Genomic DNA, 14,497 nt, shown 5'->3' on the forward strand with positions numbered 1-14,497 from the left:
GCGCGTATGCGGTCGCAATTGGCGGCCGCGGCCCGTATCTGCGAAGCGGCGGGCGCAATGGTGGCGCGAGATCGACGCGGCGTCGATCCATCCGATACCCAAGAATCGAGGAGAAACCCGTACCGATGCCTACTGCACTGCGCACTTCGCTGCTATGGGTGTTGATGTCGTTGTTGGCGGCCGGGGTTGAAGCCTTGGCCGCCGAACGGAGTGCCGCCGGAGCGGACAGCGCCGCGGCCGATGAGCCCGAGCCGATCCATCACGTCCTCGCCGTCGCGCTCGACGTCGACGCGCAGCGTCTCGTCGTCGAGGACCGCATCCGGCTGCCTGCCGGGACGCCGCGCTCGCTGCGATTCCAGCTCCACGGCGGTCTCGAGCCCGAGGTCGTCAGCGACGGCGCGACCCTGAAGCGGCTCGACGCGACGCGCCGCGGCGTGCCGGTCGAGACCTGGCGGCTGCGGCTCGAGCCCGATGTGCAGCAGGTGACCCTGCGCTACGGCGGCGCGATCCATCACCCGATCGCCGAGCTCGGGGCCGCCTATTCGCGCAGCTTCAGCGTCTCGCCCGGGTTGATCGACGCCGATGGCGTCTTCCTCGGCGGCGCGAGCCACTGGCTTCCGGCCTTCGCCGAGCACCCGTATCTGACCTTCAGGATGACGGTCGACCTCCCCAAAGGCTGGCGGGCGGTCAGCCAGGGTGAGCGCGAGGATCGGCAAGCGATGGACGGCATGGTCCGTGAGACCTGGGCCGAGGGGCATCGCCAGGAGGAGGTCTATCTGATCGCGGCGCCGTTCACCGAGTACCGGCAGCCGGGCACCGTTGCTGATGCGGTGGTGTTCTTGCGAAAGCCGGACGAGGCGCTCGCGGATCGCTATCTGGCGCTGACCGGGCGCTATCTGGCGATGTACGAGGCGCTGATCGGTGACTATCCCTACGCCAAGTTCGCGCTGGTCGAGAACTTCTGGGAGACCGGCTACGGCATGCCGTCGTTCACGCTGCTCGGCCCGCGCGTGATCCGGCTGCCGTTCATCCCGTACACCTCCTATCCGCACGAGATCCTGCACAACTGGTGGGGCAATGGGGTCTATGTCGACTTCGCCTCCGGCAACTGGTCCGAGGGGCTGACCAGCTATCTGGCCGACCATCTGCTCAAGGAGCAGCGCGGCAAGGGGGCCGACTACCGGCGCGAGGCGCTACAGAAGTACGCCGACTATGTCGGCGATCACGAGGATTTCGCGCTGACCGAGTTCCGCGGCCGGCACAATGCGGTCACCGAGGCGGTCGGCTACGGCAAGACGCTGATGGTCTTCCATATGCTGCGTCAGACACTCGGTGACGCCGCGTTCCGCGCCGCGCTGCGCCGCTTCTACGAGGCGCATCGGTTTCAGGTCGCGAGCTGGTCCGATGTCGCGGCGACCTTCGAGGCGATCGGCGGCGATGCGCTCGACGGCTTCTTCGCGCAGTGGGTGAATCGGGCCGGTGCGCCATCGTTGCGGCTGGGCGACGCGTCGGTCGAGCCGGTCGGGACCGGCTATGCGTTGAAGGCGGTGCTCGAGCAGACGCAGGACGGCCCGGCCTATCGGCTCGAGGTGCCGGTCGCGATCATGCTCGAGGGCCAGGACGAGGCCGTGACGCGCATGGTCGCGATGGACGGGCGTCAGCACTCGTTCGAGCTGGATCTGCCGGCGCGTCCGCTGCGGGTCGCGGTCGACCCGGCCTTCGATCTGTTCCGCCGGCTCTATCGCGAGGAGATCCCGCCGGCGATCAGTCAGGCCCTCGGCGCCGAGCGGGTGCTGGTGGTGCTGCCGGCGTCGGCGCCGACATCGCTCCAGAACGCCTATCGGCAGCTCGCCCGGTCCTGGCAGCGCGGGCGCTCGGTGCAGCTCGCGATCCGGCGTGACGATGAGCTCGATTCGCTGCCCGATGATCGCGCGGTCTGGGTTCTCGGGTGGCGCAACCGGTTCCGGCCAATGTTCGAACAGGCCCTCGACGGCTATGCATTTGCTGCCGAGGCCGACGAGGTCCGGATCGGCGAGCGCACCCTGAGCCGGGCCGACAACAGCGTCGTCGTGCTCGCCCGCGATCCGGCCAATCCGGAGCAGGCGCTCGGCTGGGTTGCGACCGACAACCCGGCTGCGATCCCCGGCTTGGCGCGTAAGCTGCCGCACTACGGCAAGTACAGTTATCTCGGCTTCCGCGGCGATGCGCCCGATAACGTGCTGAAGGGGCAGTGGCCACCGCAGGCATCGCCGTTGGCGGTGACGCTGGTCGCCGATGCGCCGCCGCTGAATCTGCCGCCACGCGCGCCGCTCGCCGAGCTGCCGCCGGCGTTCTCGGCCGAGCGCATGCTGGGCGATGTGCGTCGGCTCTCGGACCCGAAGCTCGAGGGTCGTGGTCTCGGCAGCGCCGGGCTCGATCGGGCTGCCGACTTGATCGCCGAGCGCTTCGAGGCACTCGGCTTGGAACCGGCGGGTGATCCGGGGCACGGCTATCAACAGATCGTCGAGGAGCTTTGGGACGAGGCCTGGGAGAACGCTGGGGAGAACGCTGGGGAGAACGCTGGGGAGAACGCTGGGGACAAGGCTGGCGAGAAGGCTGAGGACAAGGTCGGGGAAAACGCTGGGGACAAGGTTGGGGAGAACGCCGAGGAAAACGGTGAGAAGAAAGTTGCGGAGAGGGCTCGGGACCAGGGCCGACAGACCGGCAGCGGCGCGCCGGAAGGGCCGGTGACGCTGCGCAACATCGTCGGCCGGCTGCCGGGCCGCGATCCGGCCCTCGCCGAGCAACCGCTGATCATCGGCGCCCATTACGATCATCTTGGCACCGGATGGCCGGACGTGCGCGCCGACAACGCCGGCAAGATCCACCAGGGCGCCGATGACAACGCGAGCGGTGTCGCGGTGATGCTGGAGCTGGCGCGCGCATTGGCCGCTGGCTCGCCGCCGGCGCGGCCGATCCTGTTCGTCGCCTTCTCCGGCGAGGAGGCGGGCCGTCTGGGCTCCCGCCATTTCGTCGAGCGGCTCGACGACGCCGGGACGCGGCCGTTCGCGATGCTGAACCTCGACACAGTCGGCCGGCTCGAGGGCGGCCCACTGTATGCGCTCGGGGCCAGCTCAGGCGAGCAATGGGGTCATATCCTGCGCGGCGCCGGCTATGTGACCGGGGTCGAGGTCAAGCCGGTCGCCGAGCCGCTGGACGCCAGCGATCAGACCAGCTTCATCGCGGCCGGCATCCCGGCGGTGCAGCTCTTCAGCGGCGCCCATCCCGATTACCATCGTCCGACCGACACCGCCGACAAGATCGACGCGGCCGGCTTGGTTCAGGTCGCGAGCGTGGCCCAGGAGGCGATCGATTATCTGACCGGTCCGGAGGCCCGGCTGGCCCCGAGCGGTGCGGCCAAGGCGGCTGCTGGCACGAGCGCCGGTTTGGTCGCTCGTGCGTCAGATGGCTCGGTCGCGGGTCCGGTTTCGGGGGCGCTAGCCAGGGTAGGCTCCGGGGCGACCTCAGGCGCCGGCCTTGACGCCCCCGCGCGTCCCGCTCCGCGGCGGGCGGCGCTCGGCACCGTCCCCGATTTCGCCTTCGAAGGCGAAGGCGTGCGTCTGACCGGCGTGATGCCGGCGTCGCCCGCGGCCGGTGCCGGGCTGCGCGAGGGCGATATCCTCGTCGCCGTCAATAGCCAAGGGATTGTCGACCTGCGCGGCTATGCCGAGGTGCTGAGTGAACTCGCGCCGGGCGATGCGGTTGCGATCCAATACCGGCGCGATGGCGCGTCGTACCGGGTCGAGACCCAGGTCGTCGAGCGCTAGTGCATTGTGACAGAACGACCGAGACCCGTTCCCGGCCACCTGGCTCGCAGCGCTGTAGGAGCCCGCTTGCGGGCGACCTCACCTCGCAGCGCTGTAGCGGGGGACCACACCGCGCTCGCGGCTGCGAAGATCGCCCGCAAGCGGGCTCCTACCTCAAGACCAGCTGCGAAGATCGCCTGCAAGCGGGCTCCTACCTCAAGACCAGTGCGGGGAGCGGCCATCGGGCTCGGGATTCTCGCTGTCTTGTGCTTGCCGCTGCGATCGCGGATAGACCACATGACCGCGTTGGTCGGTCGCGGCCAGCGCTCGGCGTCCATCTGAGAACCCCTAACAGAATGCCCTCTAAATAGATCAGCAGGTTATGTGGGCTACGCAGGCATTCTGATAGGACGTCTAAGGCGATTGCCGGAAAAGCTCGTACCGAATTGCGCAGGATTTTCGTTTGCCTTCAAGGAGCGTCGCCGGGAGCATCGCCGGGCTATGTGACCGGCGGCGCGACGAAGAAGGCGAGCGAAAAGACCAGCAAGGCGGTATGAGCTTTGACAGAAATCGCCTAAGCCAAAGAGAGAGACCAATATGATCCAGAGAATCCTAGCCGCGGCCCTGCTGCCGTTGGCGACCGGCGCCGTGTTGGCGGCAGGCGAGGGCGAACCCAACGAGGGAGGAGCCAGCCGGGTCCTGTACCCCGGTGAGGACCGCCTGGCGAACGTGCGCCAGCTGACCTTCGGCGGCGAGAACGCCGAGGCCTATTTCTCCAGCGATGGTGACGAGCTGATCTTCCAATCCACCCGTGGCGATCGCCAATGCGATGCGATCTACCGGATGGACGCCGACGGCTCCAATGTCCGTCAGGTGTCGTCGGGCGAGGGCGCGACCACCTGCTCGTTCATCGCGCCCGATGACAAGGCGATCATCTATGCGTCGACCCATCTCGGCGGTCCGGAGTGTCCGCCGAAGCCGGATATGTCGCAGGGCTACGTCTGGCCGCTGTACGCGAGCTACGACATCTTCCGTGCCGACCCGGACGGCAGCAATCGGGTGCGTCTCACCGACACGCCCGGCTACGACGCCGAAGGCGTCTATTCGCCGCAGGGCGACAAGATCGTCTTCACCTCGGTGCGCAGCGGCGACCTCGAGCTCTACCTGATGAACCCGGACGGCACCGGCGTCGAGCAGTTGACCGATGTGCCCGGCTATGACGGCGGCGCCTTCTTCTCGCGCGACGGCGAATGGATCGTCTGGCGCGCGTCGCGCCCCGAGGGCGAGGCGCTGGCCGACTACAAGGCGCTGCTCGCCGAAGGTCTGGTGCGTCCGAGCAAGCTCGAGATCTTCATCATGAACCTCGAGGACCGCGAGCCGATCCAGCTCACCGACAACGGCGCGGCCAACTTCGGCCCGTACTGGCACCCGGACGGCGAGCACGTGATCTTCGTCTCGAACATGGACGACCCGAAGGGGCGCGACTTCGACCTCTATCTGATCGACGTCGAGACGCGCGAGCTCGAGCGCGTGACCCATTTCCCGGGCTTCGACGGCTTCCCGATGTTCTCGTACGACGGCAGCAAGCTGGTGTTCGCGTCGAACCGCAACAACGCGGTGCGCGGCGAGACCAACGTCTTCATCGCGGACTGGGTCTGGTAGCGGCAGGCCGCGCCGCAGCCTGTACGGCGGGCGCGGCCATTCAGATGACGTCCTTGGCCGGGTCAAGCCCTTGGGTGCGAACGTAGATCAGCAGCTCCTTGGCCCGGCCCATGGTCTGGGCGACAGAGCGCAGGTCCTTCTCCTCGCCGTCCTCCTGCGGGAACTCCATCAGCTCGCTGCCGTCGAGTGCCTGGAAGCCCATGCTCCAGTCTGGATACTGTGGCTGCGAAACGAGCTCCTCGAACAGCAGGGCGACCTTCGTATGGCGGTCGTCTTCGCAGATTCGCTTGAACAGCGCGCGAACCTTGTCCATCTCGCCTTCGAGCACCTGAAGGAAGTGCCCGTCCTGATACAGCAGCAGCCCGGTGATTCCTTGCTCGGCATTGTACGCACGCGCTGCGCTCAGGAGCTTGAGCAGGTCGTTGCGGGTGAAGTCACGCGTCGCCGTGCTGGCGTAGCAGAGCTGAAAGGGCATAGGTCGCAAATCCTGAATCTGTCTGGGTCGGAGCCACTGATTCTACGCAATCTTGCTCGCTCGATCGCGGGCTGCGCAAACGAACAGGGAGGCCGGCTCGGGCCTTGCGACGGCATGGCATAATCAATGCCCTTTTAACACCGTCCGATTGCGGACAGCATCAGCGAACGCCTCAATCATGCGCATCAAGGTTTGGGATCTGCCGACCAGGGTCTTCCACTGGACGCTCTTCTTGGCCGTTGTGGCAGCCATTCTGACCGGTCTGCAGGGCGGCAACTGGATGGTCTGGCACGAGCGGATCGGGCTGCTGATACTGGGGCTGCTGGTCTTTCGGCTGATCTGGGGCGTGCTTGGGTCCACCTATGCCCGTTTCGCCGAGTTCTTTCCAACGCCCGGCAAGGTATCGGCCTATCTGCGCGGCTACTGGCGAGGGGAGGGACACAATCCGCTCGGCGCCTTATCGATCTTCGCGCTGCTGCTGGTCTTGCTGTTCCAGGCGATGAGCGGTCTGTTTGCCAACGACGATATCGCCTTCGATGGACCACTGCGCGATCTGGTGAGCGGGGACCTGAGCCGGACCTTGACCGGGCTGCACCGTCAAGGGCTCTGGGTGATCTTGGTGCTGGTCTCGCTGCACATCCTGGCGGCGTTGTTCTACACGTTCGTGCGGCGCAACAACCTGATCAGCCCAATGATCACGGGCTGGAAGCCGGCACCACCTGATGGGTCTGGCGCGCCCTCGGCCCGCGGCGGCCCCCTGTGGGCGCTGCTGCTGGCGTTGGTGATCAGTGGCGTTGCCGTCTGGATTGCTGCCGGCGGCTTGCTGCCCCCTCCGCCGCCTCCACCCCCTCCGGGTTCGGTACCGGCCTGGTAGAGGTCCCCGGGGACCGAGAGTGGCCCCCAGGGGGATTGAGCCGTTCAGTCCTTGCGGAACTTGTCGTGGCAGGCCTTGCAAGACTCGCCGAGCTGACCGAAGGCCTTCTTGACCTCGGCCTCGTCGCCGAAGGCAGCAACCTCTGCCATGTTGTCCGCGGCCTCGATGAAGTTGCGGGCGACCTCCCCAACCTCTTCCTGATTGGTGAAGAGCTCAGGCTTCACGCGCGTCTTGACGTCGTCAATGTCCTGATCGGTGCCCGGCCCGTACAGGGCGCCCATCCCGGAATTGGCGATGCCGGCGATGGCCTCGGCGGCCGCCTGAACCTGAGGTTGGCTGAAGTTACCCTCGAGATTCGACTTGATCTTGCCCATGTTCCAGGACATGAAGCTGTATCCGGCCTGGCGGGTCTGGATCTGCTCCTTCGGGGTCAGATCGGCGGCCTGGACAGCCCCAGCGACTGCGATCGCGGTGGCGCCAATGAGGGCGCTGCGTAGTCTGGTCTGCATATTGTCTTCTCTCTTATGTGGGAATTGGCGGATGCGATGATAGCGATGGAGAGGTGTTGTTGCACGCGCTCGTGCAGCGCGTCTCGCCGCGAAGACCGCGTCTTGGCGAGGCAAAGGATTTGGGCGAACGGGATGGGTTCAATCTCTCAGTGGCTCAGGTTGGTCCCGTCGGGCCGGCTCATCCCGAGCTGCATCCTGTTGCGTCGGTCTTGGGCGCGACACTGAGCATTGAGGTGGGTGATGATCAAGCCCTGGAATCTGCCGAATCTGCTGTCCGGTTTCCGTCTGCTGTCGGCTCCCTTGCTGCTCGTGCTGGCGGTCTCGGGCGAGCGCGAGGCGTTTCTTTGGTTGTTGGCGCTGGCCTTCTTCACCGACGCAGTGGATGGGATGATCGCGCGCACCATCGGCCAAACCACGCCGCTCGGCGCGCGCTTGGACTCATGGGCCGATGTGGCCGTCTACGTCGCCACCACCGCGTCGCTGCTGATCCTGTGGCCGGAACGGGTGCGCGAGGAGTGGGTCCCCGTGGTCGCAGTGGTCGTGAGCTTTATGACACCGGCGGTGATGGGGTTGCTGCGCTTTGGCCGCTTCACCAGTTATCACACGATTCTGGTCAAGATCGCGGTCGTCGCGACGGTGATCGGGCTGTTCGCAATGCTGCTCGATGTCTCAGTCTGGCCCTTTCGGATTGCTGCGGCGCTGGCGGTGCTGGCGGGGCTCGAAGAGCTCATTATCACGATGATCCTGCGCGAAGAGCGCTCGAACATCACGAGCCTCTGGCAGGTGCTGCGCGAGCAACGCGGTGCGCCAGGGCGGTCGTCATGAGGCGGGGCCCAATTCGCTCTGGCCATGCCGTGCTCCACCAGCCCCGCTCCGACCAGCCGTGCTCTGGCCAACCGTGCTCTGGCCAGCCCCGCTTTGGGCAGCCGCGCACTGACCATGCCGTGCTCCCATCAGCCCAGCACTGGCCAGCCCAGCACTGGCCAGCCCGCGCACTGGGCAACCCGCGCACTGACAAGCGAGCCTGTCTCGCTCGCTTGCGATTCTGACGGCCGGTTACAGCGAACGCTTGCATCTGGGGCCTGAATTGCGCTTGACTGGCCAGAATGCTGAGGCCGGTTCGGGTGTTGCGTCGGTGTCCGGCTGACCCCCTGGTCAGCCAGTCTGATCGGTACGGTGTCTTGCTGTGGAGGGGCTATGTCGGACCCGATCTCTGAGTCTCGTAACGAGGTGCGAATCGATGATCACGACCTGGTGCGGGTGAAGACCGGGACGTCATTCAACACCCTGCCGCGCTCGCTCCAAGCAGCGGAGCTGCGTCAGGCGCCCCTGTTTACAGCGCTGAGCCCGGCGCAGCTCGACAGGCTATTGCAGCGGGCGAACCGGGCGCGGCTCGCTCCGGGACAACTGCTGTTTCGGCAGGACGAGTCTGCCGAGCGCTTCTACTTCGTTCGCTTCGGTCAGATGCGCCTCTTCCGCCTATCCAGTGACGGCGACGAGAAGATCATCGAACTGATCCGCGCTGGTCAGACCTTCGCGGAGGGGCTGCTCTTCATGGGCACCGGTCGCTATCCGGTTTGTGCGGCAGCGCTGACCGAAGCGGAGGTGGTTGGTATCGATGCGGCCGATTTCGCGGCCATGCTGCGCGATTCCCCGGACACCTGCTTCGCGCTGCTCGGGGACTTGAGCCGGCGCCTGCATTCGATGATCGCCGAGATCGACAGTCTGACGCTGCTCTCGGCCCAAGGCCGTGTTGCCCGCTGGCTGCTGCACAACAGCCGGCCGGATGAGCCCTCGTTGCGGCTCAGTGTGTCCAAGTCCGTGCTGGCATCGCGCCTCTCGATCCAACCCGAAACCTGGTCGCGGGTCACCCGTCGTCTGAGCGAGCAGGGCCTCATCGAGGTGGAAGGGGACCGGATCGCCATTCGCGATCGAGCTACCTTGAACCTGCTTGCCGATGAGGTCTAGTAACTTGAGGCAAGACAACGTGAAACAGTCCAGGGTAAAACAACGGCGCCTGCCCATTCTGCACTGCAGCGCCTCGCTGCTAATCGGTCTGGGCGCTCCCGGATACGCGATAGAGGGGGCTGCGGCGGCTGGGCAAACGAGCGCCGACGATCAGAGCGCCGTCGCAGAAGGCCCTGGCGCGGCTCCGCCCGTTGTGGATGCCGTTCGAAACCCGCTGGCGGATGCCCAGGATGATCAGAGGGCGGACGCAAGGGCGGACACAAGGGCGGATGCGAAATCGAATGCTCGGGGCACGGCATTAGCGAACAGAGCGCGGCGTCGGCTTGTGGTCTTTTCGGCCCATAAGAGCAATGCACCCAATCTCTTCTCTGGCGTCTACGATACCGACGCCGAAGGGTCGATCGATTTTCGGGATGAGCCTGACGTGCTTGCCTGGGAGGGGGCCAGGAACTACGTGGGATTCTGGCATCAGCCGCCGCTCGATCTCTCTAAGTTGGTGCGAATCGAGCTTGAGCTGAAGGGCAAGTTGGGCAGCCGCGCGTGCGTTGATCTGCGCATCGAGGATATTGTCCCGGGCAAGGAGACAGGGCATGTCTATCGGAGCGATTGCCTGGACCTGACCGATGAACTGCAAACCCATGTGCTGACGGCCGCTGACTTCAGTCGGTTTGCCCATTTTGGCGAGCAGCAGGGTCAGTTCGACTGGTCTCGGGTCAAGACTATTCAGGTTCAGGTCGGTACGAGATCAGAAGATTTTTTTCCCTATTACGGCACCTATCGCGATCAGGAACAGGGCCGGATCACCCGGCTTGAAACCGGAGCAACGGCGGCCTGGCATGGCCATTTCTGCTATTTCGGCTTCGCTTTTGATAAGCCCATCGATCTGTCGGATCTCAAGGCGGTGCAGGCCAGGCTGCAGGGAAAAGGGAGGGTCGACCTGCACCTGATCGATCGCAACCGGGTCAGTTATTACAAGCGCGGGCTGCGTCTGGACAAGCATGCGCGGACCTATCAGCTCGCTAAGGATGATTTTAAGCTCTTTCCCTATAACGAGATTGGCGTACTGGACTGGTCGAATATCCGGAATGTCCAGTTTCAGGTGTCCACGCGGGCAGGTGCGAGGGTGGCGGTCCACCAGCTCGATATCGACTTAGGCGAAGGCGGTCGGTACACCATTGAGCGCAGCGACAACGGCGATAGCTACGTTGCCCTTCGGGCAGTGCACGTCGTGACCAAGGACGGCGGCTCAAAGATCGGTGAGCAACAGCGGTTCGCATCGCACGCGTCCGGGTCGCCTACGACTGCGGGCGCAAAACGGTGATCTGGCTCGGGCGACCGTTAAGAGGCCCTATCGTGATGCTCGGCTAGCCTGCACAGGCTGCTGATCTGCTAGGCCGTAGAGGGCATTCTGTGAAGGCATCTAACACGCGGCTAACAGAATGGCCCTTATGGCCATCGAGGTCAGGGGTCGGTGCAGGCTGGATGATCATTCTGATCGGGCCTCTAATGCGGTAGAACTGGATCGTGGCGAACCGCGCTGAATCGTACTGACCCGCCCTTATCGGTGCGAATTCGCGATAGCTGCGCCCGGGAGGTCGGAGCTGAAGACAGCGTTTCTTGGCTCGAACAACCAGCGCAGGAACAACATCCCTTTGTATTCCTCAAAACGAAGGCTGTAGTTGCCGGACAGGGCCGCGCCAATCTGCCACTGGCGGCTGAGCTGCGCGGCGCCCTCAAGGCGTAACGAGGCCGCAAGTCCGGATTCGGAACTGGCCGCATAGCGTTGGGGCCTGTCTTGCTGGTGCGTTGTGCCGAGCGGAAACCAGGGGCTCTCGGCCTCCTCTTGTGAGCGCCAGCCTGCCCGGGCCGAGCCTTGCACGAGCCAAGGGGCGGCCTCTCGGGTCTGGAAGTCGAGCGCGAGCATCAGCCCCAGATCCTGCTCTGGGCTGTAGTATCCACCATGACCGAGCGTGAAATGGTTCAGGTTGCGTCGGAAGTGCTGATACTCGACGGCCGGGCCGAGGGTCAGGTACGCGAGCCCAGGTAGCGGAAGGTTGCGGCCGATGGCGAACGCGGCCGCAATGCCGGTGTTGTCCGCGACATCGCGGCCCCGGTACTCGTGCACCTGGAGTCGACTGCTCAGGGTCCATTTCGGATCGATCTGGTACCAGGCATCCAGCGTCAGCCCGCTGCGAAAGACGCGCCCCCAGGCGCCGCCATTCCCCGGATCGGTCATGCCGGTATAAGACAGTAGGGATTCGCGTACGGGCTCATGGGCAAGGGTCGCGTTCCAGGCGAAGTCCGAACCACGTCGACCGACCCTAAGCCTGCCGTGGAGTGTGGCGTCAAGGGCACCGTCGGTTGGTGTCTGGCCGACCTCTGCGGCGAGCCGCCAATCACCCTGATAGCTGAGCCCGAGTGTCCAAGTGAGCCCGTTGTCGACATGGCTCGCATCACTGGTCGCTCGCCGCTTGGAGGGCGTCATGGGCCCCGGTGCAGAGCCGATCAACGCGTCTGCGCGTGCGGTGCCGGCATCCAGCATGACGCGGTCGATGCTCAATCCCACCCCGAGCAAACCAGTCCAGTGGGTGTACTGGACGACCGGAATCCGCGTCTCGGTCAGCTGACCGAGTCCGGGGTCGCCACTGCGCTCGCGCCAGCTGAGGCCGAGACCTGCGGCAGGGCTGTCGAGATTGGCAAGGGCGGGCAAGCCCTCCGGATCGGTGCGATAGGCACGCAAAGGCTCACCGCGTTCGACGAAGCGCTCGACCTGGTCCGCCAGCCAGAGCTGGCGAAGCGGGCCTGGGGCTTGAGCGAGACGCTCGAGCTTGCTATGGGCACCTTGTTGCCGAAGGCTTCTCAGCAAGCCTTCGGCGCTTGCGGAATCCGGATTCCGCCGGTAGAGCTTCTCGAAGGTCTCCGCGGCTGCCTGGCCTTCGCCAAGCCGAAGCAGATTCCAGCCGGTCAGGATCTCGATGTCGCGCCCGGCCGGGGCAAGCTCTAAGGCTGCATCCAGCAGGTGTTGAGCCTGTTGATACCGGCTGGCTTGGTGCAGCCTGGTCGCCGCGGAGCGCAGCGAAGCCGCCGCTGTCGGGTGCAGTATTGGCCAACGCTCTGCCTGCAACTTGGCTTGCTTGAGCAGACGATCGTTATCGTCGAGCCGAGCGAGCGCAAGCAATTCCCCCTTGGCCGCATCGGCACTGGCTCGCCACTGATAGGACCGCTCAAAGGCGCGTAATGCCGCCTGTGCGTCTTGCGTGTCGAGCCGAAGCCAGCCAATGAGCGCCATTGCATTTGCGTCATGGCGCGAGGTGATCTGCGCCAGCCAAGGATCAAGCGCCCGCAACGCCTCGCCCGGCCGGTCTTGAGCTTGCAGGCGACCGGCGCGCCTGAGTGCGGCCGAGTAGGGGCTTGCCGTTGTTGTTGCACGGTCTCGGGTCTCGCCATTCCGTGCGTCGACATTAGCCTGCTCGGCGAGATGGTGCCGTAACCAGTAGACCAGTTCCGGCGGTGGCTGCCAGCGGGGGTCAAGTTGCTGCAGGCGCGTGATCTCGCGCTGGAGCTCCTGATAGCGATCGGCATTCAGCAGCATCCAGAGTTGCGGCTCGGCGCGCCGGCCCGCGGAATAGAAACGTCCAGGTGCTGGCTCGGCGCCCGTTGCCGCTGACTGTGCTGCGGCCTCATCGGGTGTGGCGCGGATGCGAGATGACTCCTCTGCCCGGGTCTCGATCTGAACCGGCGATGACTCGGTCTCGGTGGCGACGTCTTCGTCTGCAACGCCTGCTTGCACCTGCTCGCGCTTGCGCTCGACAACCGTTGGCGGTGCCGTCCGCTGCAGCTCGACCACACCCGGTTGGGCATCCGGCTGGGCATCCGGCTGGGCCGGTTCCTGAATCGGCCCCTGAGCCGCTGCTGCCAGCGCCGCTTCCTGAACCGCCTTAAGAGCTGGCTCGTGAGCGGAGGACTCGAGCGCCGATGGTTGAGCAAAGCCCAGTGACGGGATCGCGGCCCATAAGACGAGCCAGTAGTGCCGGCATGGGGTGCGGGTCTCTGGGGCGATCGCCGCTTGTTGGATGCTGGTCATCGGCCCGGAGCCGGTTCCTGAGCAGCAAGGCAACCGTGCCGGCGACACCAGCTCTGTGCTGCGATTCGGGCGAATAGGCTCAGACTGGAGGAGTAGTAGTCGATACCCTCCTGCTGCTCGGCCGTGAGTGCTGGCAGCGACAGAAACGCCGCCGTTCCATTGGTGGTAGAGGCGACGGCGAATCCTGTCAGCTCCGAGACCGCGCGAATTCCGGCAGGCGCGCCATAGCTGCTAATGGCGTCGGTCTTGAGGTCGATCCAGTCGGGTTGCCATGCCCAGTCGCGCTGCTCCTCCCAGTAGCGGCTGAGCCGTGAGAGTATTTCGGCGTTGTCGGCTTGCCAAATCAGATACAACGGTACCCGGATCGCATCGTATCCAAACCGCGGCGCAAACTGCTCGGGGAGTGAAAACCCGGCTTCTGGTGACCACTGCACCCAATCGGGTACGAGCTGCCAGCGCCCGAAACGCATCTGGTCCATCAATGCCTGGCCTTCGGTGATCAGCGCCGCCCATTGCGGTGCGTCCGGCTCCAGGCGTTCGAGCTCGGCAAAGGCAGGGAACACCCAATAAGATGGATTCAGTGTCAGGACATCACCGTGGACGAATCCGGCCGCTCCGGGCAAGAGCAGGTGGCCCGCTGCGGTATCCTTGATCAGCTTGCTTCGGATAGCTTGGGCGATGCGGCGCGCCGCTTGGAGATAGTCTTGGTTATCCCAACACCGGCCGGCGAGTGCAAGGGACCAGGCGATGAACAGGTCGCCATCGGTGGCATTGTTCTTGTCATCGATATGCGGGTCGCTGTCGGGCCGCCAGCGCCAAGCGGCAAGCTCATCATCCCGAACATAGAGGTGGTGCCGAGTCCATTGCCAGATGCGCTCAAAATCGTCGCGCTCGCCGTAATACACGGCAAGACGCATCCCGAACCCCTGTCCCTCGGAATGAGAGACCCCGCCGTTGCCAGTATCGATGATCCGGCCTTGCTTGCTCATGAACCGCTGCTTATAGCGACTCCACTCCGCTTTGTCCGTCGACCCCGAGCAGCCAGGTATTGCTTGAGCCGCCACCACATCGGTTGCGACCAGGATCAGGGCCGTCGCGACTGCAAGGCACAAGTAGAGGTTGCGAGGACAACGCATCTTG

10 protein-coding genes are annotated in these 14,497 nt (G+C 65.1%); 6 read left to right on the top strand and 4 right to left on the bottom strand.

Annotation, left to right across the window (positions count from 1 at the left end):
- The first annotated feature begins 125 nt into the window (after nt 1-125).
- Nucleotides 126-3,806, top strand: a complete 3,681-nt coding sequence (locus CKO40_RS19285; RefSeq protein WP_200348083.1) for a M20/M25/M40 family metallo-hydrolase — start codon at nt 126-128, stop codon at nt 3,804-3,806.
- A gap of 576 nt (nt 3,807-4,382) precedes the next feature.
- Entirely contained in the window at nt 4,383-5,447 is a 1,065-nt protein-coding gene (locus CKO40_RS19290; protein ID WP_200348084.1) for a TolB family protein, read from the top strand.
- Between the two features lie 40 nt (nt 5,448-5,487).
- Here CKO40_RS19290 and CKO40_RS19295 read toward each other — a convergent pair whose 3' ends face one another.
- Complete coding sequence (locus CKO40_RS19295) at nt 5,488-5,922, bottom strand: BLUF domain-containing protein (RefSeq protein WP_200348085.1); 435 nt, start codon at nt 5,920-5,922, stop codon at nt 5,488-5,490.
- Between the two features lie 178 nt (nt 5,923-6,100).
- Here CKO40_RS19295 and CKO40_RS19300 point away from each other — a divergent pair, with 178 nt between their 5' ends.
- The gene (locus tag CKO40_RS19300) at nt 6,101-6,796 is read left to right on the top strand and encodes a cytochrome b/b6 domain-containing protein (RefSeq protein WP_200348086.1); all 696 of its coding nucleotides are present in this window, start codon (nt 6,101-6,103) and stop codon (nt 6,794-6,796) included.
- Nucleotides 6,797-6,840: 44 nt separating this feature from the next.
- Here the strand turns inward: CKO40_RS19300 and CKO40_RS19305 are convergent, their stop codons facing one another.
- On the bottom strand, nt 6,841-7,305 hold the full coding sequence (locus tag CKO40_RS19305; protein WP_200348087.1) for a c-type cytochrome: 465 nt from the start codon (nt 7,303-7,305) through the stop codon (nt 6,841-6,843).
- 240 nt (nt 7,306-7,545) lie between these two features.
- Here CKO40_RS19305 and CKO40_RS19310 point away from each other — a divergent pair, with 240 nt between their 5' ends.
- From CKO40_RS19310 to CKO40_RS19320, 3 genes are all read left to right on the top strand, one after another.
- A complete protein-coding gene (locus tag CKO40_RS19310; RefSeq protein WP_200348088.1) occupies nt 7,546-8,130 on the top strand; it encodes a CDP-alcohol phosphatidyltransferase family protein in 585 nt (194 codons plus the stop codon).
- 372 nt (nt 8,131-8,502) lie between these two features.
- Nucleotides 8,503-9,273, top strand: coding sequence for a Crp/Fnr family transcriptional regulator (locus CKO40_RS19315; RefSeq protein ID WP_200348089.1), 771 nt, complete (start codon nt 8,503-8,505; stop codon nt 9,271-9,273).
- Nucleotides 9,274-9,277: 4 nt separating this feature from the next.
- Nucleotides 9,278-10,594: a hypothetical protein gene (locus tag CKO40_RS19320; protein ID WP_200348090.1), complete on the top strand. Its 1,317-nt coding sequence runs from the start codon at nt 9,278-9,280 to the stop codon at nt 10,592-10,594.
- 237 nt (nt 10,595-10,831) lie between these two features.
- Here CKO40_RS19320 and CKO40_RS19325 read toward each other — a convergent pair whose 3' ends face one another.
- Together CKO40_RS19325 and CKO40_RS19330 are read right to left on the bottom strand one after the other, a co-directional pair.
- Nucleotides 10,832-13,357: a cellulose synthase subunit BcsC-related outer membrane protein gene (locus tag CKO40_RS19325; protein ID WP_200348091.1), complete on the bottom strand. Its 2,526-nt coding sequence runs from the start codon at nt 13,355-13,357 to the stop codon at nt 10,832-10,834.
- Nucleotides 13,354-14,493, bottom strand: a complete 1,140-nt coding sequence (locus CKO40_RS19330; protein WP_200348092.1) for a family 8 glycosyl hydrolase — start codon at nt 14,491-14,493, stop codon at nt 13,354-13,356. The genes CKO40_RS19325 and CKO40_RS19330 overlap by 4 nt, the downstream gene beginning before the upstream one ends.
- Nucleotides 14,494-14,497 lie beyond the last annotated feature (4 nt).

The sequence above is a fragment of the Halochromatium glycolicum genome (assembly GCF_016584085.1).
Taxonomy (GTDB): domain Bacteria; phylum Pseudomonadota; class Gammaproteobacteria; order Chromatiales; family Chromatiaceae; genus Lamprobacter; species Lamprobacter glycolicus.

Coding starts and splice junctions, on each gene's coding strand:
- CKO40_RS19315 (WP_200348089.1), top strand. CDS start 8,503: ATGTCGGACCCGATCTCTGAGTCTCGTAACGAGGTGCGAATCGATGAT.
- CKO40_RS19285 (WP_200348083.1), top strand. CDS start 126: ATGCCTACTGCACTGCGCACTTCGCTGCTATGGGTGTTGATGTCGTTG.
- CKO40_RS19300 (WP_200348086.1), top strand. CDS start 6,101: ATGCGCATCAAGGTTTGGGATCTGCCGACCAGGGTCTTCCACTGGACG.
- CKO40_RS19295 (WP_200348085.1), bottom strand. CDS start 5,922: ATGCCCTTTCAGCTCTGCTACGCCAGCACGGCGACGCGTGACTTCACC.
- CKO40_RS19325 (WP_200348091.1), bottom strand. CDS start 13,357: ATGACCAGCATCCAACAAGCGGCGATCGCCCCAGAGACCCGCACCCCA.
- CKO40_RS19310 (WP_200348088.1), top strand. CDS start 7,546: ATGATCAAGCCCTGGAATCTGCCGAATCTGCTGTCCGGTTTCCGTCTG.
- CKO40_RS19290 (WP_200348084.1), top strand. CDS start 4,383: ATGATCCAGAGAATCCTAGCCGCGGCCCTGCTGCCGTTGGCGACCGGC.
- CKO40_RS19305 (WP_200348087.1), bottom strand. CDS start 7,305: ATGCAGACCAGACTACGCAGCGCCCTCATTGGCGCCACCGCGATCGCA.
- CKO40_RS19330 (WP_200348092.1), bottom strand. CDS start 14,493: ATGCGTTGTCCTCGCAACCTCTACTTGTGCCTTGCAGTCGCGACGGCC.